A 22,492-nucleotide genomic window follows, 5' to 3' on the forward strand; every position below is an offset into this window, starting at 1 on the left:
TGCTTACTGGCTCTTGGCGACCTGGGTGATGGAACGGGCCACCTGCTCGGGCGACTTGCGGCCGGCGAGGAGGGCGGCGACCGAGTCGTTGATCTCCTGGCCGAGGGCGGGCGGGTAGGCCTGGTCGAGGTAGAGCTGGAAACCGGTGGCCCTGTCCAGGGCGGCGGAGACGAGCTTGAGGTTGGGGTCGGTGAGGGAGCCGATGGCGTCCTTGAGGGCCGGCATCAGGTTGGCCTTCTTCACCAGGATCTTGTCGGACTCGGACGACATGAAGAACTTCAGGAAGTCGACGGCCGCCTGGGGCGCGCCCTTGCGCACGGCGTAGGCGTTGCCGCCGCCGAAGATGTCGTATCCGTCGCCCTTGCCGCCCGCGACCGTCGGGAACGTGAAGAAGCCGAGGTCCTTGCCGATGCCCTTGCCCGCGTCCGCCTGTGTGACGGGCGCCCACTGGCCCATCAGCTCCATCGCGGCCTTGCCGTTGCCCATGGTGGCGGCCTGGCCGCCCGGCGTGGAGTACGCGGCGCCGAGGAAGCCCTTCTGGAACGGCTTCAGGGCGACGAGTTCCTTGAGGCGCTCCCCGGCCTTGACGAAGTCGTCGCCGGTGAAGTCCTTGGCGTCGGCGGCCTTCTGCATGCCGTCGACGCCAGCGATGCGCATCGCCAGGTAGGCCCAGTAGTACATGCCGGGCCACTTCTCCTTGCCCGCGAGGGCGATGGGCGCGATCCCGGCGCTCTTCAGCTTCTTGACGGCGTCGAGGTAGTCGCTCCAGGTGGTGGGCGGGCTCGTGATGCCGGCCTTCTTGAAGTGCGCCTTGTTGTACCAGAAGCCGACGCCGCCGACCTCGATGGGCATCGCGTACATCTTGCCGTCGAACTTGTAGGCATCGGGGGCCACGCCCACGAACTTGTTGGACAGCGGCTTGCACGCCTCGGTGATGTCCTCGACGAGGCCCGCGTCGATCTGCTGCTTGAGGACCCCGCCGCCCCAGGTGTGGTAGATGTCCGGCAGCTTCCCCGAGCTGGTCAGCGCGGTCATCTTCGACTTGTACGCGTCGTTCTCCAGCGTGACGAGCTTGATGTGCACATCGGGGTGCTCGGCCTCGAACGCCTTGGCCCGCTCCGGCCAGACCGTCTTCGAGGGCTCCGTGGTCTGGATGTTCCACCACTCCACGACGGTGCGGCCCTTGCTGTCCTTCCCGCCTCCGGAGTCGGAACCGCCACAGGCGGCGAGAGCGGCGGCACCGACGCCGACGGCGGAGGCGGTGCCGAGGAAGCGGCGGCGGGAGAGAGCGGAGGCTGACATGGCGCACCTTCCGGAAGGGATCCGAAAATTATCGGTAGATGGCCAGGGAAGTTACGGGCATAGAACAGGGGCGTCAACGGCCTTAACAAAAAAGCCTGTTGACGCCCCTGGAGGCACCGCCGCGGAACTACTCGTTCCGCGATTTCGGCGTACTCGGCTCCGCCGTACTGGCCCTCACCACGAGCTCCGTCGCGAGGTCGACGCGCGGCGCCGCGGGCGCCACGGAACGCGCCAGATCAAGCGCCGTACGGGCCGCCAACTTGCCCATGTCGGCGAGCGGTTGGCGCACCGTGGTGAGCGGCGGCGCCGACCAGCGCACTTCCGGAAGGTCGTCGAAGCCGACGACGCTCAGGTCCTCGGGCACCCGCAGGCCGCGCCGCCGCAGTGCCTCGATCGCGCCGAGCGCCATCTGGTCGCTCGCGGCGAACACGGCGGTCGGCGGCTCGTCCAGGTCGAGCAGCCGGTCGCACCCGGCGAACCCGGCCGCGTGATAGAAGTCGCCGGGCACGATCAGCGCGTCGTCGACGGGCACGCCCGCGACGTCGAGCGCGGCCCGGTACCCGTCGAGCCGGGCCCGCGAGCACAGCAGCCGGGGCGGCCCCTCGATGAACCCGATGCGCCGGTGCCCGAGTTCCAGCAGATGCTCGGTGGCCGCCATGCCGCCCGCCCAGTTGGTGGCGCCGATGGTCGGCGCGTCCGGGACGGGCGTGCCCGCCGGGTCGATCACCACCAACGGCACGCCGAGCCGCTGCAGTTCGTCCCGCAGCCCGGATTCGAGCACCGACGTCACGAGGATCACGCCGTCCGACGCGCGGGCCCGCAGGTTCGTCATCCACTCCCGCGCGGCCCCCGCCCGGTCGTGGATCGCGGAAACGACCGTCCCGACCCCCGCCTCGTGCGCGACCTCCTCGACACCCCGGATGATCTCCACCGCCCACGGGCTGTCCAGGTCGTTGAAGACCAGGTCGAGCAGGGCCGCCGTGCGGGCGCCCGGCCCGGGCGGCCTGCGCTGATACCCGTGCCGGTGCAGCAGGTCCTCGATGCGGGCCCGCGTCCCCGGCGAGACGTCGGAGCGCCCGTTGACGACCCGCGAGACGGTCGGCACCGACACCCCGGCCTCCCGCGCGATCTCGGTGATCGTCACCTTGCGCTGCGCGTCTACCCCGTCCACGTTCCCCACCTCCGTCGACATGCCCTCGCGGACAACTTCCGAACTGGTTCCGGAAGAACCGTAGGACATGCCCTCGACGGCGGTTTGGTCAAGCCCGGCTCACACCTGGACTTCGGGGATCACTCCTGGGCCACCTCCAGCGCACTGATGCCGACCGCCCCTTCAACGGCCCCTGGCTTACGGCTGGTCAGGGTGAGCCGGATGCGGGTGGTGCGGACGGCGTCGAAGGTGATGACGGTCGGGCTGCCGGAGGTGCCGGACCAGGCGATGTCCACGTCCGGGACATCGGCGTACGCCTCGCCGTCCCAGGCCGCCACCGTGATCTTCGCGGGCAGGGAGTGTCTCGCGTCGACCGTGAACGACGCCTCCACCCGGCCGACGGTGCGCACCTCGGCCCATTCCACGGAGATCCAGTCCTCGGGGCGGGCGCCGTTGAAGGCGGGGAGGAGGGCGGTGGCGGACTTCTGGAAGGCGTTGGACCACTGGGTGGCGGGGTCGCCGTCGAGCAGCGCGGCGGGGAGGGTGGTCGGGGCGCCGGAGTAACTGGCGTCCGCGTGCGGGTACTTGATGACACCCGGGCCGGGGTCCGGGGCGAAGGGGCCGGCGGGGGTGACGGGGGCGCCCGCGGGGCCCGTGACGCGGAGCGTGGCGGTGCCGGTGCGCAGGCCCTTCGCGCGGGCCGTCACCGTGAGCGCGCCGGGGTCCGTGCCCGCGCGGACGATGGCGAGCGCGAGGCCGTGGAAGGTGGTGCGGGTGCTCGCCTGGTAGCGCTCGGCGGACTCCTGCTGACCGTTGTCGACGCCCGCCAACTGCCCGCCGCGCACGTCGAATTCGAGAAGGGTGGCCGCGTCCGGAACGACGAGCCCCTTCGCGTCGACCACCTCCGCCGTGACGAAGGCGAGGGCGCGACCGTCGGCCGCGACCGCCTTGCGGTCCGGGGTCAGCCGGATCGCGTGCGGGTCGCCCGCCGTACGCAGCACATCCGTGGCGACCGTCTTGCCACCGCGCCGCGCGACGGCCTTCAACTCCCCTGCGGCATAAGGCACTTGCCAGGTCAGATGCAGCTTGCCCGCACTGCCGTTGGGGCTGGTGTAGCTGCCGGGGTAGGGCCCGGACGTGACCGTCTTGTCGTCGTGGGTCGCCTCCGTCGTCTCCAGATACGTACGCCCGTCGACGGTCTTCTTCTCGTCGAAGCGGCGCACGCCCAACGACCGGCCGTTGAGGAAGAGTTCGACCTCCGCCACATTCGCGTACGCCCACACCTCCACCTCCTCCCCCGCCTCGTACGTCGTCCAGTCCATCGGCAGCAGATGCACCATCGGCTCGTCCGACCACTGGCTGCGGAAGAGGTGGTACATGTCCTTCGGGAACCCTGCCGTGTCGACCGCGCCGAAGAACGACGCCTTCACCGGGAACACGTCGTACGGGGTCGGTTCGCCGATGTAGTCGATGCCCGACCAGAGGAACTCACCGGCGAAGAAGCGCCGGTCGCGGTCCTTCTTCAGCCCGTACTCGCCGCTCATCGTCCAGGAGGCGAGGTTGTTGTCGTACGAGGAGGTGGCGCGCTTGCCGGGGGTGTGGTTCTCGCCGGTGTTGAGGTGCTGCGGCTCCTGGTACGTGCCTCGGCTCGATGTCTCCGACGAGGACTCGGACTCGAAGAGGAACAGGTGCGGGTAGCGCTTGTGCAGGGCGTCGACGGACGCGGCGGTGTTGTAGTTGAGGCCGAGTCCGTCGAGCCCCGCCACGATCTTGTCGGCCGGCGAGCCGACGGCGGGCAGCGAACGGTACTTGTCGGAGCCGATGACGATCGGGCGGGTGCCGTCGAGCGCCTTGACGTCGGCGATGAGGCGCTCCGCCATGGCGATGCCCTCGGTGCGGGTGGAGTCGGGGATCTCGTTGCCGATGGACCACATGAGGACGGCCGGGGAGTTGCGGGCGGCGCGCACCATCTCGGCGATGTCCGCGTCGGAGTGCGCGTCGAAGAACCGGCCGTAGTCGTAGGTGTTCTTGCCGCTGCGCCAGCAGTCGAAGGCCTCGACAAGCATGATGAGCCCGAGGTCCTCGCACGCCTCGACGACCTCGGGGGCGGGCGGGTTGTGCGAGGTGCGCAGCGCGTTGACACCCATGGACTTCATGATGGTCAACTGGCGCCGGACCGCGTCCGCTTGGACGGCGGCGCCCAGCGCGCCGAGGTCGTGGTGCAGGTCGACACCCTTGATCTTCGTGTGCGTGCCGTTGAGGGAGAAGCCGTCGTCGGGGTCGAAGGTGGCGTGCCGGACGCCGAAGCGGGTGCGGTAGGTGTCGACGGTGCGGCCGTCGACGCGGAGGTCGGTGACGAGGGTGTAGCGGTTCTCCGGGGTATCGATGGACCACAACTGTGGTTCGGTCAGGCGGAGTTGGACGTGATCCGTCCTTCCGTCCCCACCGACTGCCGCGAGGGTGGACTCGGTGCGCGCCACCCGGCGCCCCTTCGCGTCCCAGACCGTGGAGAGCACCGTCACGTCCCGCGCCGCGTCGCCGTCGCCCGCGACGGTGGTGCGGACGTCCACGGTGGCGTACCCGCGCTTGAGGGTCTCGGCGAGGTCGGGTGTGGTGACGAAGGTGCCCCAGCGCCGGACGTGCACGGGTTCGGTGACGACGAGCCGCGCGTGGCGGTAGATGCCGCTGCCGGAGTACCAGCGGCTGCTGGGCAGCTGGTTGCGGACCTCGACCGCGAGGACGTTGGAGGTGGCTCCGTCGGTGTGCAGCAGGTCGGTGATGTCGTGGGCGAAGCCGGTGTAGCCGTAGGGGTGACTGGCTACGCGCTCCCCGTTCACGTACAGCGTCGAGTCCATGTAGACGCCGTCGAACTCGACGGAGATCCGCTTGCCCGCGTACGCCTTCGGCACGGTGAACTTCTTGCGGTACCAGCCGAGTCCGCCGGGCAGGAAGCCGGTGCCGCTGGTCGTGCCGTGCTCGGTGGTGGGGGTCTGCTCGATGGACCAGTCGTGCGGGACGGCGACCATCCGCCAGTCCCCGTCGTCGAACCCGGGCTGCTCGGCGTCCGCGTACGCGCCGCCCGACTCGGCGCCGCCGTCGCGGCTGACGAGTGCGAAGCGCCAGCCGTCGGACAGGTCGACGGTGCGGCGGCCGACGACGCTTCCGGCGCGGGTGTCGGCGGAGGCGGCGTGGGCCGTCGCGGGCGCGGCAAGCGCTCCCACGACGGGGGCGGCCGCGCTCGCGGCCAGGACGGATCTACGGGTGACTGACATGACGAGGCCCCTCGAAATCAACATGACCCACCAGAACAGAACCTGAGGCAACAGATTCTGGCGGGTGGACATAGGGATTCGTCAATAGCCTTAACTTACGTGTCACCGATCGTCGGATACGGGAACTTCACCCCGGCCCCGCCGTCCACGACGAGCGTCTGCCCGGTGACGTACGCGGCCAGCGGCGACGCCAGGAAGAGCAGGGCCGCCGCGATGTCGGCGGGCTGCGCGACCCGCCCCAGCGGCGCGTTCGCCGCGTTCACGGCCCGCCCCTCCTCCCCCAGCAGCCCGGCGACACGCGGCGTCCACACCACACCCGGCGCCACGGCATTGACCCGCACCCCACGCGCCCCGTACTCGACGGCGGCCGTCCGCACCAGGGACATCAACCCCGCCTTCGCCGCCCCGTACGCGCCGTGCAGCGGCGCCGCCGTGAGCCCGGAGACGGAGGCGACGAACACCAGCGGCCCGCCGCCCGCCGCCGCGACCGCCGCTCCCCCGTACTGAACGGCGAGCCAGGCGTGCCGCAGGACCAGGTCGAAGTGCCACTGCCACGCGTCGTCGTCGAGCGCGTCCAACGCCTCGTAGCGCGCCATGCCGACGATGTCGACGACGCCGCCCACGGGCCCCAACTCCCGCTCCGCGTAAGCGAAAAGCTCCCGCATGTCGGCGCGCCGCGTGACGTCCGCGACGTACGCCACCCCGCCCGTCTGCGCGGCCACCGCCTCCGCCCGCGCCTTGTCGACGTCGACGCACAGCACGCGCGCACCGGCCGAGGTGAGCGCGTGGGCGGTCTGCCGGCCGATGCCGTTGCCCGCGCCGAGCAGGACGAAGGTGCGGCCGTCGACGCGGTGGAGGGAGGCGTAGTCGGGGACGGGGGTGTCGTCCAGCGGCTCGCTCGCGTTCACGCTCACTGTGCGGACAACTTCGGCTTGTACGTGGCGAGTTCGGGGATGACTTCCTTCCCGAGGATCTCGATGGTCCGCAGGATCTCCTGATGTTCCAGGTACCCCCACTGCACGTAGCAGATGAGCTGGTCGATGCCGAGGTCCGCGTACCGCTTGGCCTTGCGGACGATGGTCTCCGCGTCACCGACGAGGATCATGTCGCCCGCGTCGAAGTCGGCGACCGGCACGTCCCCCTCGATGATCGGATTGAGCAGCGGGAACGTCCGGTCCCGCTCCTCCGCCGACAGGTGCGGCAGCTCCCAGTCGAGGGTGAACTGGGCGAGGTTGCGGTACCACCAGGCGACCGAGTCCCATACCCGCTGGGAGGGTCGGTCGGCGGCGTGTACGAGGGTGTAGGCGGCGACCCTGTTCGTCGTGACGTCCGTGATCGAGCGCGGGGTGCGGGCGGCCTCCCGGTACGCGGCGACCTGCCGCCCCATCGCCTCCAGCGGCTGCATGATCGAGAACGACAGCAGCCCGAGCCCGGCCGCGCCCGCGACCTCGGCCGACCCGGCCGATGTGGCCGCCATCCAGCACGGCGGATGCGGGTCCTGCACGGGCTTCGGGGTGACCATGCGGCGCGGGAAGCTGTACCGCTCGGACTCGTACTCGAAGTACTCCTCGCGCCACATGCCCGTGACGATCTCGATGGCCTCGCGCCAGTCGGCCCGCGACAGCTCCCGGTCGACGCCGAACGCCGTCTGCTCCATGGGCGTGGAGCGGCCGGTGCCCCACTCCACGCGCCCGTCCGACAGCACGTCCACGGCGGCCACCTTCTCCGCGATCCGGGGCGGCGGCGTGAAACCGAAGGGTGTGAGGGTGACACCGAAGCCGAGGCGGATGCGTTCGGTCAGCGCCGCCAGGTGGCCGAGCAGCACCTCGGGGGCGGGGCAGTGCGAGCGCCCCTCCCTGAAGTGGTGCTCCACGGCCCACACCGTACGGAAGCCCATCCGGTCCGCGAGCCGGATCTGCTCGACCGCCTCCCGGTAGGCGCGCTGCTCGGCGGCGCGCTGGCCGTGCGGGTGGGAGCCCTGCCAGGGCTTCGGTACGTCGATCTCGTAGAGCACGTCGAGGTCCATGGGCCGGCTCCTCCGGTAGGCGGTGCGGCAGGCGGTACGTGCGGTGGGCGTGCCGTGGGCGTGCGCGGGGCGACCATGCGGGAGATCTGACGAACAGTCAAGGGAGAGCGGTGCTCACACTGACACCCGGAATGTCCGGCTTCCGGTTAGCGTTGACCGCAAGCAGTGACTCACCTGGTGAAAGGCGGCGCTCGTGCACGGCGAGTACAAGATCCCCGGCGGCAAGCTGGTCGTGGTCGATGTGGACGAGGTGGCCGGGGTGCTGCGGAACGTCCGCGTCGCGGGCGACTTCTTCCTCGAACCCGACGACGCGCTGCTCGCCATCAACGCCGCGCTCGAAGGCGCCCCGGCCGACGCCGACACCGCCGCGCTCGCCGCGCGCGTCGACGCGGCACTGCCGGCCGGCACGGTCATGCTCGGCCTGACGACGGAGGGCGTCGCCACCGCCGTGCGCCGGGCGCTCGCCCAGGCCACGGACTGGCGGGACTACGACTGGCAGCTGATCCACGACGCGCCCCAGTCCCCGGTGCTGCACATGGCGCTGGACGAGGTGATGGTGGAGCAGGTCGCGCTCGGCAAGCGCCCGCCGACGCTGCGCGTGTGGGAGTGGGACCGCCCCGCCGTGATCATCGGCAGCTTCCAGTCGCTGCGCAACGAGGTCGACCCGGAGGGCGTGGAGCGCCACGGGGTGACGGTGGTCCGCCGGGTCTCGGGCGGCGGCGCCATGTTCGCGGAGCCCAAGTCCACGATCACGTACTCCCTCGCCGTCCCCGAGTCCCTCGTCTCCGGCCTCTCCTTCCAGGACTCCTACGCCTACCTCGACGACTGGGTGCTCGGCGCGCTCGCCGACATGGGCATCAAAGCCTGGTACCAGCCGCTCAACGACATCGCCACGGACGTCGGCAAGGTCGCGGGCGCCGCGCAGAAGCGGGTCGCGGCAGGTCAGGGCGCGGTCCTGCACCACGTGACCATGTCGTACGACATCGACGCCGACAAGATGGTCGACGTGCTGCGCATCGGCAAGGAGAAGCTCTCCGACAAGGGCACCAAGAGCGCCAAGAAGCGCGTCGACCCACTGCGCCGCCAGACCGGTCTGCCGCGCGAGGAGGTCATCTCGCGGATGATCGACTCGTTCCGGGGCCGGTACGGCCTCACGGACGGGAACGTGACCGCCGAGGAGATGTCCCGCGCCGAGGACCTCGTCCGCACCAAGTTCGGCACGGACGAGTGGACGGCGCGGGTGCCGTAGCCTCCGGCGGCCTTCCGGACCTCACACGGTGGCCTGATCACTGTCCCGGAACTCGCCCCACCCGTGCCAGCGCTCGATCTCCATGACGGCGGTGACGCGGGCGCGCTCGCGGTCGGGGTACTGGTCGCCGCCCGTGTAGTGGTGGGCGATCCGGTCGATGTCGGCCAGTCCCTTGTCGTCACGGAGTTCGACGACGCGGCCGATGAGGGTGATGTGGGTGTACCAGCTGTCCTTGTCGAGGACGGTGAGGGTGAGCCGCGGGTCGCGCCGCAGGTGCTTCAGCCGGACCCGCCCCTCATCCATGTTCAGCAGCACCCGTCCGTCCTCCCAGAGGTACCAGGTCGCGGCCGACACGGGCGCGCCGTCGGACCGGAGCGTGGCGACGGTGGCCGGGTTGGCACGCTCCAGCATGGCGACGGCTTCGGCGGAGAGCGGGGGCTTGGACATGGTTCCTCCTGATACGTCGGGGGTCGTTGTCGACCCTAGTGTCACCCGGCGGGGCTCCGCCCCTGCACCCCGCTCCTCAGTCGCCGGAGGGGCTCGAACGGCCGGGGTCGGCTTGACTGGTCAGAGGGGGCTTGAATGGCCGAAGTCGGGGTGACGGGAGGGCAGGAGATCTAGTGTTGTGGGCCAAGTCTGCTTGAGTCGGGGCGAGTTGGGGGAGGGCAGTACGTATGGCCTATGTGGTGGAGTTGCCGGTCGGTGCGGGTGGGGATCGGGCGGCGGAGTCCGTCAAGGTCACCATTGAGGAGGCACCCGCTGAGGGGCTCGTGCAGGTGGCACGGCCGGGGCAGGTCGTGGCTCGGGCCACCCGGTCCCTCGGCGAACTCCTCTCCGGCGTACGGCCGGTGGCGGCGAACTTCGTCGAGACGTTCGGCGGCATGGTGAACGGGCCCGACGAGATCTGCCTCGAATTCGGGCTCTCGCTCTCCGCCGAGGCCGACGTCGTGATCAGCAGCACCGCCGCCCAGGCCAATTTCGCCGTCCGGTTGACCTGGGACCGGCGCGGTTCCGAGGCTCCCGCCGGGGACGGCGGGGCGTGACGCTCATCGCCCCGGGGCCGGGGGCCGGGGTGCTCGGCGCCTCCCTGCTGCGGATCAGCGATGAGCGCGGCGAGCCGCGCGGGGTCGGGTTTCTTGTCGCCGACGGGCTCGCCTTCACCTGCGCGCATGTGGTCTCCGCCGCGCTCGGTCTCGCCGCCGGGGCGGCGTTGCCCGAGGGCGCCGAGGTCGGTGTCGACCTGCCGTTGGCCGGAGCCGGGGCGCCGGACGCCTCGCGCGCGCGGGCCCGGGTCGTGCACTGGGAACCCGCGAGGGAGTCGGGGGCGGGGGACATCGCCGTACTGGAACTGGTGACGGCGTTGCCGGACGCACGGCCGGTGCGGCTCGTCGAGTCGGCCGACGTGTGGGGGCATCCGGCGCGGGCCTTCGGGTTTCCCGCCGGGCGGCGCGGCGGCGTCTGGCACTCGGGGGTGCTGCGCGACCGGCAGGCCGGTGGCTGGGTGCAGGCCGATCTCGCGGCGGACGGCCGCTACCGGGTGACCGGCGGGTTCAGCGGCGGCCCCGTGTGGGACGACGAACTCGGCGGCGTGGTCGGCATGATCACGGTGGCGGAGGCGGGGGAACCGCCGGCCAGTTATCTCATTCCGGCCGACACGTTGCTCGGTGTGCGGCCGGGCCTGCGTGAACTGACCCTGCCCGCCTCGCCGTTCAAGGGGCTCGACGCCTTCCGGGAGGCCGACGCCGGGCGGTTCTACGGGCGGGTGGCGGAGAGCGGGGAGCTGGCCGCGCATGTGGTGAGGGAGCGGCGGAGCTGTCTGGTCGGGCCTTCGGGGTGCGGCAAGTCGTCGCTCGCGCTGGCGGGGGCCGTGCCCCTGTTGCGGGACGAGGGGTTCGCCGTCGCGGTGCTGCGGCCCGCGTCGGGCAGCGGGCCCGCCGCCGCGCTCGCCGCCGCCCTGCTCCCGCTGCTCGAACCGGAAGCGAGCGCGGCGCAGCGGTTCGAGCTGCTGCCGCGGTTCACCGACCGGCTCGGCGAGGGCGGGCTGCCGGATCTCGTCGCCCAGGTCCTGCGCCGCCAGGAACGTGAGCGACTGCTGGTCGTCGTCGACCAGTTGGAGGAGGTGTTCGGGGCCGGTCCCGACATCTCCGGTGAACTCGCGGGGCTGCTTTTCGGCGAGCGCCTCGTCGACCGGCTGCACGTCCTGACGACGCTGCGCGCCGACTTCCTCGAAACCGCTCTCGCCCATCCCGCCCTCGGGCCCGCACTGCGGCGCGGACTCTACGCACTCGGGCCGCTCGACGCCGAGGGGCTGCGGGAGATCGTCACGGCGCCCGTCGCCGCGATTCCCGGCGTCGAGTACGAGTCCGGGCTCGTCGATCTGCTGCTCGCCGACACCGGCGACGCGCCCGGCGCCCTGCCCCTGCTCGGCTTCACCCTCGACCAGCTGTGGCGGGGGCAGACCGGCGGACTGCTCACCCATCGCGCGTACGGGGAGCTGGGCGGCGTCACCGGGGCGATCGGCCGGCACGCCGAGCGGATGTGGGCGGCGAACGTACCCGAGGACGAGCAGCCCGCCGCCCGCCGCCTGCTCACGGCCCTGGTGCGGGTGCCGCCGGGCTCGGGCGCGGCCACCCGCAGAACCGCCGCGCGCGCCGAACTCGATCCGGTCCAGTGGGAGATCGCGCAGCGCCTCGCCGAGACCCGGCTGCTCGTCACCGGGCGCGGCCCCGAGGGCGCAGAGACGGTCGAACTGGCCCACGAGGCACTGTTCGGCGGCTGGCGGCTGCTCGCCGAACTCGTCGCCGAGGACCGGGCGTTCCTCGGCTGGCGGGAGCTGCTCCGGCACGACCTGGAACGCTGGGAGCGCGCCGACCGCGCCCCCGACCTGCTGCCCAACGCCACCGCGCTCGCCACCGCCGAACCCTGGCTGCGCGAGCGCGCCGCCGACCTCAGCGAGGCCGAACGCGGCTACCTCGACGAGGGCCGCGCCCGCCGCCGCGCGGGCCTGCGCCGACGCCGCTTCCTGCGCTCGGGCCTCGCGCTCGCCGCCGTACTCGTGCTCGTCTTCGGGGCCCTCTTCTCCTACTACCGGTACGAGAGCGCCGAGCGTGCCGCGCAGTCCGCGTCCCGCGCCTTCGCCCAGTCGTCCGCCGACCAGGCCGACAACGACCCTGTGCTGTCCGCCCAGTTGGCGCTCGCCGCGTACAAGTCGGCGCACACCCGTGAGGCACGGGACGCGCTGCTGCGCGCCTACTTGGCGCAGGACTTCACCGACCGGGTGCTGACCGGACAGCAGGAAGCCCCCATCGGCACCGAGGACATCATCAACGGCGACGCGGGCGCCATCGACACCAGCACCGACGGCGACGTGGTCTTCGCCCGCTCGACCGGCGGCCAGGCCACGCTCTACACCCACGTCACCGCCGACGAAGTGCGCAGAGAGCACATCGAAGAGCCGGTCCAGATCGCCCAGCCGCTGGTCTCCGCGAACGGCCGCAGGGCCGCGTTCCTCACCCTGGAAGGCCGGCTGATCTGGTACGACGTCCACCGCGACGGCGCCGACGGGCAGTTGCTCTCGCGCGCCCACCGGTTGCCCGCCGTGCCCGGGGCGGGCAACCGGGACTACGACAGCTACCGGAGCGTGCTCTCCGCCGACGGCCGCTACGTCGCGGCCATCGGCGAGAAGTACCTGCTCTGGTGGGACCTGGAAGCCCCGGCAGGGTCCGCCGCGCGCAGCGGCCGGGTACCCGCGCCGAGCGGCGTGAGCCACGACATCCGGTTCGCCCCCGACGGCCGTACCGTCCTGATCAAGAGCTACGAGCCGAAGAAGGCAAGCTACGAGGTGAAGGCCGTCGACCGTGTCACCGGAAAGAGCCGCACGCTCGCGGGCGGCAAGGGCGTCGACGAGGTGCTGCTCGCCGGGGACGGCAAGGCCGCCGCGTTCTGCGCCGAGCACGGCTACGGGGTACGCGTCGAGATATGGCGGCAGTCCCTCACCGACGGCGCGCCGCGGAGCAGACCGCGCGCGTACGAGGAGAAGGACCTGAACTGCAGCGCGATGCAGAGCGTCGACGCCACGGGGCGCCGGGTCGCGGTCCGGGAGAGCGGCTGGATCAACCTCGTCGACCTGGAGCGCCGCGAGATCGCCCTGAGCACCGGGAAGCCGAGCGGTGACGCGGCCCTGAGCACCTACCCGCGCCTCGCTGTCGCCGACGGCGAGCCCGCGCAGCTCCTCGTCGGGGCCAACCGTGTCGTCTACTCCCGGCTCACCCCGCACAACCGGATCATCCCGGCCTCCCAGAGCCGGCTCAACGGCGACGGCAGCAAGCTGATCGTGACGCTCGCCGACGCCTCCCGCATCGGGATCGTGCCCGTCGGCGGCAACAAGCCGACGGTCCGCGTCTACCGCCCCAAGCCGTACTGGAAGCCACTGAGGGACGACTTCATCTCCTTCGACCGCGAGGAGAAGCACCTGGCGGAACGCGTCGGAGTCAACCGCTTCATGATCCGTGACTTCCCCACGCTCAAGGCGGAACACGAGATCACCACGGCCCCGCTGCCGCCCGACGACACCGCCAAGAGCCTCCCCCAGTTCTTCGACCGCTCCGGAAACCTGGTCACCGTCTCCGGCACGGTGATCCAACTCTGGGACGCCGACAGCGGAAGACAACTCGCGCGCTACGACGCCAAGGTGCTGCACCCGCGGATGAAGGACGGCGCACCGCTCATGACGGTGTCGGCCCACCCCGAGCCGGGCCGGGTCGCGATCACCGTGTGGGACCAGCGCTACACCCGCGTCGTCGACCTGGCGACGGGCCGCACCCGGGCCCGCCTCGACACCGGAACGAACACCAACCGGCTGGCCTTCGCGCCGGGCGGCCGCTACTTCGCGTTGCTGCGCCGCGGCGGCGCCATCGAACTGTGGCAGCGCGACCCGCTGCGCAAGGTGCTCGGCGGCCTGGGCACGGGCGGCGGTGACGAGGCCTACGCGATCGCCTTCCCGGACAGCACGTCGTTCGTGCTGGCCGCGAAGAGCACGGTCCGCACCTACCGGTTCGGCGACCCGGGCGAGGAGAAGGACGTCGCCAACCTCGGCCTCACCGCGCAGAACGCCCCGTACCGCTTCCCGTCCCTGTCGGCCGACGGCCGCACCGCGCTCGTCGACGACGACAACGGCCGCATCGCTCCGGTCCGCTTCGACCCCGATGTCTGGCGCACCACGCTCTGCGACGTCATCGGCCACACCGAACCGGACCGTGACCAACGGACGGGCCTGCCCGCCGCCCTGCCGGACCAACCACTGTGCCCGAAGCCCGGGTCCCGCCGGGGGGAGCCCAACCCCGGCCGCCCCGAACTGATGCGCGGCGACGGCTAGGGCACTTCTGACGGATCAGGCTGAGCCCGGTTGGCCGTACCCACGCAGCTCGGGCACCCGTGCATAGACCCGTGCCGTGGCGAGTGCTCCGGCGATGTTCTCGTGGTCCTCGTGGTCCTCGGGGGACGCCGCGTCGAGCAGGCGGTGGAGGGCGGGAGCGGTGTCCGGCGCGGCGGGCCAGAGCGCGGCCAGCAGGTCGACCGCTGTCATCCGGACCGTGTCGTCCGTGTCGTCCGTGTCGTCCGAGTCCTCCAGTGCGGCGAGCAGATAGTCCGGTGCGGCGGGGGCCGTGTCCCGCCAGGCACGGTCCTTGAGCCGGGTGACGCGGGCGGTTCGGCGGACATCCGGTGCGGCGGCCGCGTCGTTGAGGGCTTCCTCGGTGGCGGGGTACCCGGCCCAGTGGGCGAGGAGGCTTTTGACCGCGTGCGAGCGGACGCGTTCGGCGGGGTCCCTCAGCGCATGCCGCAGCATCAGGTCGCGGACATCCGTGTCGTCCGGGGCACCGTGGCTGAGCGCCCACAGGCACATGCGCCGCGCTTCCGCGTCGGGGTCGTCCACGGCGGACCGCAGCATCTCCGCGCGCACGGCGCCGTCGGTGATCCCTCCGAGCACGTCCCATCCCGCGCTCCTGACCGCCACACTCGGGTCCTCCGCGATGCGGCGCCGGACGAACTCCACTGCCTGTGGCCCCTGCCCGTCGGCGTAGAACCACGTTCGCAGCGCCGCGCCGCGGGCCTCACCGTCGACGTCCTGGACGGCGCGCTCGCGCAGCAGCACACGCAGGGTCGGGTCGCCGAGGGCGCTCCGCACCAGCCAGCTCAGCGCTGCGGCGCGTACGCGGCCGTCCGGATCATGGACTGCGCGGTCGCGCAGGAAGGCCGCGCCCTCGGCATCCGCGGGGGTGGCCAGGGCGAGGCCGATCACTGCCCCTCTCCGTGTCCATACCGACGTGGCCTGCGTCGCCAGGCGGCGCAAGTACCGCTTCACGTCCGGGTCTTGGGGCCACTGCCTGCCGATCTGGGACAGGACGGTCAAGTGCGAACTGGGCTCCGGGTCCTCCTCTCCTCGGCGCAGGAGCAGGTCGCGGATCGCGGGGTCGTCGGGGTGTGTGGTGGCGAGGGCCGTGAGGATCTCGGCGCGGTCGCGGTAGCCGGGTGCTTCGGTGGCCAGGCGGACGAGCCGGCGTCCGTCGTCGGAGTCGAGCGGTGTGCACCGGACGAGGGCGGCGTACGCGGCGGCGCGCAGGTTCGCGTAGCGTCCGTGCGCGCTCACCGCGAGCAGCCAGGGACGGCTCGGGCGCAGCGAGGCGACCAGATAGGGCATCCATGGGGTGCCGGTCCAGTCGATCTGGGTCGCGCGCAGCAGGAGCGGGCGCCCCGACCAGTTCTCGCCCAGGCTCCGCAGGGCGCCGGTCAGGTCGCCGTCGAGGGAGTCGGTCCAGCGGTACCGGTCCCGCCATACGCGTCCGGCGGCCGTCGCGACCCGCTGGTTGACCTCGCCGAGCGTGCCCGGCCTGCGGATCTGCCCCAGAGCGCGCAGGGCCAGGGAGGCGGGCGGGTGCTCGTCGAAGGAACGGGTGTCGGTGGGGCCGCGGTCCCGGTCGAGGATCGCCTCCACGACCGCGCGCGCCGTCCGGGTCCCGTTCCGGGAGACGAGGGCGGTGACGAGGAGGATCACCTCGTGCCACGACGGGTCGCCCATCCGGGCGTGGACGACGTCACGGATCAGCTCCTCCGTGGTCAACTCGCGGGCGTCGAAGCGGCGGACGACGTCACGTGCGCTCAGATACTCCAGAAAGGTCCGGTGGACGAAGCCGTACACCTCGCTGCCGTAGTGGCACAGGATGAAGTTCCGCTCGCGGAACTGCTGGATCATGGCGCGTGCGGTCCGCCGCGCGGTGCCGGCCGGGAGGTCCTGCTCGTCGCGGAGGTAGTCGGTGAAGACCCGCTCGATGTCCTCGCCGATGACGTGGTTCCCGGCGAGCCCTCCGGTACCTTCCTGGCCTCCATGGCCTCCATGGCCTTCCTGGCCTTCCTGGTCTTCCTGGTCTTCCCGGCCCTCTTGCATGCGGCGGGCCAGGAGTTCGAGCATGTCCAGGCGGTCGCGGTCGTCGAGCGCGACGACGGTGCGGACGTCGTCGGGCAGGTCGAGGTGTTTGGTCTCCTCGTCCCAGCGGGCCACGAGAACGTCGACCGCCTGCCGGTAGACGTCCACGCGGTCACGGGGCAGGGCGCGGCGTCGCCCGATGATGGCGAGGATCGTCAACAGGAGCGGATTGCCCGCCAGTTCGCGCACCTGTCGGGAGTGGTCGACGGCGTCCAGCAGCCGGTCGCCCAACTGCCCCGCGTGTTCGGCTTCCTGCGGAAGGGCCGCCGCGTACCAGCGGCGCACGAAGTCGGTGATCTGCTCCCGGGCGAGCGGCTGGAGGACATGGTGGCCGAAGCCGGCGGCGTCGAGGATGTGCCGGTCGTAGCCGATGAGGCGCGAGGTCACGATGATGCGCGCCTGCGGGTGGTGGGAGGCGAACCCCTGGATACGGCGGGTGACCTCGGCCCGCGTCCTAGCGGTGAAGAGCTCGTCGAGGCCGTCGAAGACGACCACGGCACGACCCTCGGCGAGACGGCGACGCAGCAACTCCGGGTGCGGGGCGCGGTGTTCGTGCTCCCACACGTGCGCGAGGAAGTCCTCGAAGGTGCGCTCCCGCCAGGCGGCGTCCGCGTAGCGCCGCAGTTCCACCACCACCGGCAGGAGGTCGGCGAACGGGCTCAACGGTGCGGGAACCTGCGGCGCGGTGAGCGCGAGCAGCAGGTAGCGGGCGAGGGTGGACTTCCCCGAGCCCGGGTCACCGAGTACGACGAGGCGGGTGGCGCTCGGGGCGGTGAGGGTCGCCAGCAGGTCCGTCGGCGGCCCGCCCGACCGGTCCCGGGCGGCGCCACCCCACACGCCGTCGGCGACGCCCGCGTCCGGCAACTCGCCCCGTTCGACGAGACGTTGACGCAGTTCCACGGGCAGGTCGACGAAGGCCGATTCGGTGCGCACGGCCGGCGGGACGAATACGTCCCCGAGGTGGATGTGGGGATGCGCACCCTCACTGGCCGGTATCAGAACCTCCAGGTCGAGGCGCCCGTAGCAGTCCCGGAGCTGCCGCGCGTAGGTCGTCTCGGCCGCTTCCTCCTCGACGGGTGTGAGCGGGGGCCGGTCCGGCTGCGACGGCAGCGCGACGAAGGTGTGCTGACTGATGTACGTCCTGCCGTCGTGGACCGAGCTGTATTTCCCGGTGGCGTTGTACGAGGCGTCGCGGCCGGCACCGACGGCGCCAGGCCCGCGCGCTTCCACGGGCGGCGAGGGTTCCGGCCCGCCGGTGGCGCCACCGGACTCCTCCGTCATGCCTCCTCCGTCGGCGGCGCCACCGGACCCGGACTCCTGAGTCATGTCTCCTCCGTGGGCGGCGGTTGAACGCTGCTGCCCGCGCCGGTGGCGTTTCCCGTGGCGTCACGGCCCGCGGCCACGGCGCCCCGGCCGCGAGCATGGATGCCCCATCGAATGCCCCACCGACGGGCGGGCGGGCCCGAACCGTCACCTCCGGGGTCCGAGCCGGGGGTACGCAGGGAAACGGCCAGCGCCACCACACCGGCACCCGCCCCGACAAGACTCGCCACCTGGTCACCGGTGTCGAGACCCGCGAACAGCGCGGCGGCCCCCAGCCCCAGTACACACGCACCGCACACACCCGCCACGATCGACCCGCGCAGGCCTCGTCCCCCGAACCCCCGCACCGCTCGCTCCCTCCACCGATACGCACGCGAGCCCACCACTATCCCACCGGCCTTGGCGACCCGACCAGAAATTCCCCAGGCAAGCCCGGCAGCCCCCGGTCACAACAACCGCAGAAGCGCGTGCAACGCCGGATTGTCATTGGCCTTGCGCCACACCAGGTGCAGCTCCACCGGCGTCGCGTCCGAAAGCTCCAGCGGCCGAAACGCGATCCCCGGAAAACGCATCTGCGCCGCCGACTCCGGCACGAACGCGATGCCCCACCCGGCGTGGACCATGGCGAGCAGACTGTGCACCTGACTGAGGTACTGCGTGAACCGCGGCCGCACCCGTGCCTCGCGGAAGATGCTGACCAGCAGCTCGTGGAAGTAGCGGGCCTCGATCGGCGAGTACATCAGGACGTCCTGGCCGTCGAACCCGGCCATCGGCAACGCCCCCTCCCCCGCGGCCAGCGGATGCGCGCTCGGTACCGCCGCGAGCAGCCCCTCCCGCGTCGTCGACCGGGTCTCCAGGTCGGGCCCCGTACTGGACGGCCGGATCATGCCGAGGTCGAGCGAGCCCTCCGTGAGGGCCTCCAGCTGGTCCCGCGTCACCTTCTCCCGCAGCACGATCTCCGTCCCGGGCATGGAGGACCTGGCGACGTCGAGCAGCGGCCCGAGCGCCGAGTACGCGCTCGCGGCCGTGAACCCGACCGCGATCGCCCCCGCCTCGCCCGTGGACACCTGCCGCGCGGCCAGCGCCGCCGCCTCGGACTGCCGCAGGATGGTCCGCGCCTCGTTGAGGAACGCGCGGCCCGCGGGCGTCAGGCGCACCGTACGGTTCGTACGGTCCAGCAACTGCACGTCCAACTCGTGCTCGAGGAGCTGGATCTGGCGGCTCAACGGGGGCTGCGTCATCCGCAGCCGCTCGGCGGCCCGCGTGAAGTGCAGCTCCTCCGCGACGGCCACGAAGCTCGCCAGCTGCGCAAGCGTGAACAACGATGCCCTCCAGGTATTGGATCATCCAAAAACTATGTTTGACGTGGATTAATCGCCGACCTTAGCGTCAACGAAAACCAAAGGCTCACACCCCCAGGGATTCGCAGTGGTGACCAGCATGTCCACAGCCCGTTCAGCTTCCGCCGCCGCCGGTCAGGGCGGTGCGACCCTCGACACCATCGCCTGGATCAAGCTCTCCTCCGTCACGCTGCCGCTCGCGACGCCGATCAGCGACGCCAAGGTGCTCACGGGCCGGCAGAAGCCGATGACCGAAGTCGCCTTCCTGTTCGCGGAGATCGAGACCGCCCAGGGCCACTCCGGTGTCGGCTTCTCGTACTCGAAGCGCGCCGGCGGCCCCGCCCAGTTCGCGCACGCCAAGGAGATCGCCGACAACCTGATCGGCGAGGACCCCAGCGACATCGGCCGGCTCTGGACGAAGCTGGTGTGGGCGGGCGCCTCCGTCGGCCGCAGCGGCGTCGCCACGCAGGCCATCGCCGCGATCGACGTCGCCCTGTGGGACCTCAAGGCCAAGCGCGCCGACCTCCCGCTCGCCAAGCTGCTCGGCGCCCACCGCGACTCGGTGCGCTGCTACAACACCTCCGGCGGCTTCCTCCACACGCCGACCGAGCAGGTCCTCGACAACGCCACGGCCTCCCTCGCCAACGGCATCGGCGGCATCAAGATCAAGGTCGGCAATCCGGACCGCAAGGCGGACCTCGCGCGCCTGACCGCCGTACGCGAACACATCGGCGACGACGTGCCGTTGATGGTCGACGCCAATCAGCAGTGGGACCGACCGACGGCGCAGCGCATGGGCCGGGCCATGGAGGACTTCGACCTCGTCTGGATCGAGGAGCCGCTCGACGCCTACGACGCGCAGGGCCACGCCGCGCTCGCCGCCTCGCTCGACACACCCGTCGCCACCGGCGAGATGCTGGCGAGCGTCGCCGAACACGTCGAGCTGATCAAGGCGAACGCCTGCGACGTCATCCAGCCGGACGCCCCGCGCATCGGCGGCATCACCCAGTTCCTCAAGCTGGCCGCCCTCGCCGAGCACCACAACCTCCAGCTCGCCCCGCACTTCGCGATGGAGATCCATCTCCACCTCGCCGCCGCCTACCCGATCGAGCCGTGGGTGGAGCACTTCGACTGGCTGGAGCCGCTGTTCAACGAGCGCCTCGCGATCAGCGAAGGCCGCATGCACGTGTCGTCCCGCCCCGGCCTCGGCATCACGCTGAGCGAGCAGGCGCGCGCGTGGACGGTGGCGACGCACGAGGTGGGCGTGCGCCCGTAACCGGGTGCCCCGCGACCCTCGCACCCGCGATACCCGTACGGCATCAGAAGATGCAAAAACAGTGTTGGACGGGCATGAGTGACGCCTCGTAACGTCGTACTCACACGTTCCCTTCACCAGCAGGAGCAGCCCACCCATGCCCACGTCGTCCTTCACCCCGTCCGAACTCGGTGCCCGCGTCGGCTCGGGCCTGCTCTCCTTCCCGGTCACCCACTTCACGGCCACCGACCTCGCGTTCGACGAGGCCGCCTACCGCGCCAACATCGAGCGGCTCGCCGAGCACGAGGTCGGTGGCCTGTTCGCGGCGGGCGGCACCGGCGAGTTCTTCTCGCTGACCGCCGCCGAGACGGAGCGGGTGGTGACCGCGGCGGTGCAGGCGGCGCCCGCGGGCACGCCGATCCTCGCCCCGGCCGGGTACGGCACACGGACCGCGATCGAGTACGCGCAGGCGGCCGAACGGGCGGGCGCCGACGGCCTGTTGCTCTTCCCTCCGTACCTCACGGAGGCCCCGCAGGACGGCCTCGCCGAGCACATCGAAGCGGTCTGCCGGTCCACCTCGCTCGGCGTCATCGTGTACGGGCGGGCCAACGCGACGTACAGCGCGGACACCCTGGCCCGGGTCGCCGAGTCCTGCCCGAACCTCATCGGCTACAAGGACGGCGTCGGCGACATCGACTCCATGACCCGCATCTACACCCGCCTCGGCGACCGCCTTACGTACATCGGCGGCCTGCCCACCGCCGAGACGTACGCCCTCCCGTACCTCGAACTCGGCGTCACCACCTACTCGTCGGCGATCTTCAACTTCCTGCCCGAGTTCGCCCTCGACTTCTACGCCGCCGTACGCGGCCGCGACCACGCGACCGTCCTCAAGCACCTGCGGGACTTCGTGCTCCCGTACACCGAGATCCGCAACCGCAAGGCCGGCTACGCGGTCTCCATCGTCAAGGCGGGCATGACGGCGACCGGCCACCCGGCGGGCCCGGTCCGACCTCCGCTCACCGACCTGACCGCCCGCGAACTCGCGGAACTGACAACCCTGATCGGCACCCAACCAAGCCTCGCCGGCGAATGACCACCATCAAGCCCCTCGCCGGCGAACGACCACAATCAAGCCCCTCGCCGGCGAACAACCACAATCAAGCGCCTCGGCGGCGAACAACCACAATCAAGCCCCTGCGGCGATTGAGCAGCGGGGTCCGGGGCAGCGCCCCGTGGCGTCAACCGACACTCCCGTCGGATGCACCCACGACCCGCCCCAGATCACGCGCGGCCTGATCCAAAAGCTTCCGCATCGCGGCCTCCGCCGCATCCGCATCCCCCACCCGCACCGCGTCGAGCACAGCACGGTGACTGGGCACCGGATCCCGCGGGGACCGCCCCGTGCCGTGCACGAGCCGGTCACGGTAGGCGAGCCCCGCGGCGATCACCAGGTCCATCCGCTCCAACAGCTCGTTGTGGGAGGCCCGCAACAACGCCCCGTGGAAGGCGAGGTCCGCCTCGACCGCATGGGCCGCACCACCACCATCCCCCTCCTCCCCCTCCTCCCCCATCGCCGCCAACGCCTCCTCAAGCGCCGCCAGATCCTCATCCGTACGCCGCCGCGCGGCGAGCCGAACCGCCGCCGGTTCGACGATGCCGCGCACCTCGTCCAGGTCACCCAGCAACGGATTCCCCGCGCCGGAGGCGTCCCGCACCCCGTCCATCGCCTCGAACTGCCAGCGCAGCACATCCGCGTCGAGCAGATGCCAGTCCGCGCGGGGCCGCACGAACGTGCCGCGCTTCTGCCGGGCGTCGACCATGCCCTTCGCGGCGAGCACCTTCAGGGACTCCCGCAACGCGGTGAGGCTGACGCCGAGTTCGGCCTGGAGCGCTCCGAGGTCGAGGGTGTCGCCCTCGCCGATCCGGCCGCTCAGCACCCGGTGCGCGATGGTCTCCACGGTCTGCCCGTGCACTCCGCGGCGCGCGTACCCCACCATGTCCTACCTGCTGTTCTCTCGTCGTGTGCCGTATCGGACGTCCGGCCGGTCAAGTATCCGTGACGCGCAGGGAGTTGAAGACCCCTCACCCCCCT

Annotated in this window: 14 protein-coding genes; 5 read left to right on the forward strand and 9 right to left on the reverse strand. The window is 71.5% G+C overall.

Translation table 11 applies throughout. The features are described 5' to 3' along the window. Positions 1-3: 3 nt before the first annotated feature. The 5 genes from RBJ65_RS07140 to RBJ65_RS07160 form a co-directional block, all read right to left on the reverse strand. Entirely contained in the window at positions 4-1,302 is a 1,299-nt protein-coding gene (locus tag RBJ65_RS07140) for an extracellular solute-binding protein (RefSeq protein WP_306316506.1), read from the reverse strand. Positions 1,303-1,429: 127 nt separating this feature from the next. Next, positions 1,430-2,494, reverse strand: a complete 1,065-nt coding sequence (locus RBJ65_RS07145) for a LacI family DNA-binding transcriptional regulator (RefSeq protein WP_306316505.1) — start codon at positions 2,492-2,494, stop codon at positions 1,430-1,432. Between the two features lie 98 nt (positions 2,495-2,592). Continuing rightward, positions 2,593-5,724 carry a glycoside hydrolase family 2 TIM barrel-domain containing protein gene (locus tag RBJ65_RS07150; protein ID WP_306316504.1) on the reverse strand — a complete coding sequence of 1,044 codons (3,132 nt, stop codon included), beginning with the start codon at positions 5,722-5,724 and terminating at the stop codon, positions 2,593-2,595. Between the two features lie 95 nt (positions 5,725-5,819). Continuing rightward, positions 5,820-6,632, reverse strand: a complete 813-nt coding sequence (locus tag RBJ65_RS07155; protein ID WP_306316503.1) for an SDR family NAD(P)-dependent oxidoreductase — start codon at positions 6,630-6,632, stop codon at positions 5,820-5,822. A gap of 2 nt (positions 6,633-6,634) precedes the next feature. Next, entirely contained in the window at positions 6,635-7,750 is a 1,116-nt protein-coding gene (locus tag RBJ65_RS07160; RefSeq protein WP_306316502.1) for an LLM class flavin-dependent oxidoreductase, read from the reverse strand. A gap of 193 nt (positions 7,751-7,943) precedes the next feature. Between RBJ65_RS07160 and RBJ65_RS07165 the strand changes: the two genes are divergently transcribed. Beyond that, positions 7,944-8,999 carry a biotin/lipoate A/B protein ligase family protein gene (locus RBJ65_RS07165; protein ID WP_306316501.1) on the forward strand — a complete coding sequence of 352 codons (1,056 nt, stop codon included), beginning with the start codon at positions 7,944-7,946 and terminating at the stop codon, positions 8,997-8,999. Positions 9,000-9,020: 21 nt separating this feature from the next. Here the strand turns inward: RBJ65_RS07165 and RBJ65_RS07170 are convergent, their stop codons facing one another. Beyond that, positions 9,021-9,446, reverse strand: a complete 426-nt coding sequence (locus RBJ65_RS07170; RefSeq protein WP_306316500.1) for a PPOX class F420-dependent oxidoreductase — start codon at positions 9,444-9,446, stop codon at positions 9,021-9,023. A gap of 227 nt (positions 9,447-9,673) precedes the next feature. Between RBJ65_RS07170 and RBJ65_RS07175 the strand changes: the two genes are divergently transcribed. Both RBJ65_RS07175 and RBJ65_RS07180 read left to right on the forward strand, forming a co-directional pair. Continuing rightward, on the forward strand, positions 9,674-10,042 hold the full coding sequence (locus RBJ65_RS07175; protein WP_306316499.1) for a CU044_2847 family protein: 369 nt from the start codon (positions 9,674-9,676) through the stop codon (positions 10,040-10,042). Further along, positions 10,039-14,373 (forward strand): trypsin-like peptidase domain-containing protein, encoded by a 4,335-nt coding sequence (locus RBJ65_RS07180; protein WP_306316498.1) that lies wholly within the window; start codon positions 10,039-10,041, stop codon positions 14,371-14,373. Before RBJ65_RS07175 ends, RBJ65_RS07180 begins: the two co-directional genes overlap by 4 nt. Before the next feature lie 15 nt (positions 14,374-14,388). Here RBJ65_RS07180 and RBJ65_RS07185 read toward each other — a convergent pair whose 3' ends face one another. Next, positions 14,389-17,805 (reverse strand): NACHT domain-containing NTPase, encoded by a 3,417-nt coding sequence (locus RBJ65_RS07185; protein WP_306316497.1) that lies wholly within the window; start codon positions 17,803-17,805, stop codon positions 14,389-14,391. Between the two features lie 443 nt (positions 17,806-18,248). After that, a complete protein-coding gene (locus tag RBJ65_RS07190; RefSeq protein ID WP_306316496.1) occupies positions 18,249-19,124 on the reverse strand; it encodes a LysR substrate-binding domain-containing protein in 876 nt (291 codons plus the stop codon). A gap of 118 nt (positions 19,125-19,242) precedes the next feature. Here RBJ65_RS07190 and RBJ65_RS07195 point away from each other — a divergent pair, with 118 nt between their 5' ends. Together RBJ65_RS07195 and kdgD are read left to right on the forward strand one after the other, a co-directional pair. Beyond that, positions 19,243-20,418 (forward strand): mandelate racemase/muconate lactonizing enzyme family protein, encoded by a 1,176-nt coding sequence (locus RBJ65_RS07195; RefSeq protein WP_306316495.1) that lies wholly within the window; start codon positions 19,243-19,245, stop codon positions 20,416-20,418. Between the two features lie 136 nt (positions 20,419-20,554). Beyond that, on the forward strand, positions 20,555-21,493 hold the full coding sequence (gene kdgD / locus RBJ65_RS07200; protein WP_306316494.1) for a 5-dehydro-4-deoxyglucarate dehydratase: 939 nt from the start codon (positions 20,555-20,557) through the stop codon (positions 21,491-21,493). A gap of 145 nt (positions 21,494-21,638) precedes the next feature. Here kdgD and RBJ65_RS07205 read toward each other — a convergent pair whose 3' ends face one another. Then, positions 21,639-22,397, reverse strand: a complete 759-nt coding sequence (locus RBJ65_RS07205; RefSeq protein ID WP_306316493.1) for a FadR/GntR family transcriptional regulator — start codon at positions 22,395-22,397, stop codon at positions 21,639-21,641. Positions 22,398-22,492: the final 95 nt, after the last annotated feature.

The organism is Streptomyces sp. KL109B (assembly GCF_030766935.1).
Lineage (GTDB): Bacteria > Actinomycetota > Actinomycetes > Streptomycetales > Streptomycetaceae > Streptomyces.

Bases quoted from the DNA above. Each gene is read 5' to 3' on its own strand.
- RBJ65_RS07140 (WP_306316506.1), bottom strand. From the start codon at position 1,302: ATGTCAGCCTCCGCTCTCTCCCGCCGCCGCTTCCTCGGCACCGCCTCC.
- RBJ65_RS07145 (WP_306316505.1), bottom strand. From the start codon at position 2,494: ATGTCGACGGAGGTGGGGAACGTGGACGGGGTAGACGCGCAGCGCAAG.
- RBJ65_RS07150 (WP_306316504.1), bottom strand. From the start codon at position 5,724: ATGTCAGTCACCCGTAGATCCGTCCTGGCCGCGAGCGCGGCCGCCCCC.
- RBJ65_RS07160 (WP_306316502.1), bottom strand. From the start codon at position 7,750: ATGGACCTCGACGTGCTCTACGAGATCGACGTACCGAAGCCCTGGCAG.
- RBJ65_RS07170 (WP_306316500.1), bottom strand. From the start codon at position 9,446: ATGTCCAAGCCCCCGCTCTCCGCCGAAGCCGTCGCCATGCTGGAGCGT.
- RBJ65_RS07175 (WP_306316499.1), top strand. From the start codon at position 9,674: ATGGCCTATGTGGTGGAGTTGCCGGTCGGTGCGGGTGGGGATCGGGCG.
- RBJ65_RS07185 (WP_306316497.1), bottom strand. From the start codon at position 17,805: ATGACTCAGGAGTCCGGGTCCGGTGGCGCCGCCGACGGAGGAGGCATG.
- RBJ65_RS07195 (WP_306316495.1), top strand. From the start codon at position 19,243: ATGTCCACAGCCCGTTCAGCTTCCGCCGCCGCCGGTCAGGGCGGTGCG.
- kdgD (WP_306316494.1), top strand. From the start codon at position 20,555: ATGCCCACGTCGTCCTTCACCCCGTCCGAACTCGGTGCCCGCGTCGGC.
- RBJ65_RS07205 (WP_306316493.1), bottom strand. From the start codon at position 22,397: ATGGTGGGGTACGCGCGCCGCGGAGTGCACGGGCAGACCGTGGAGACC.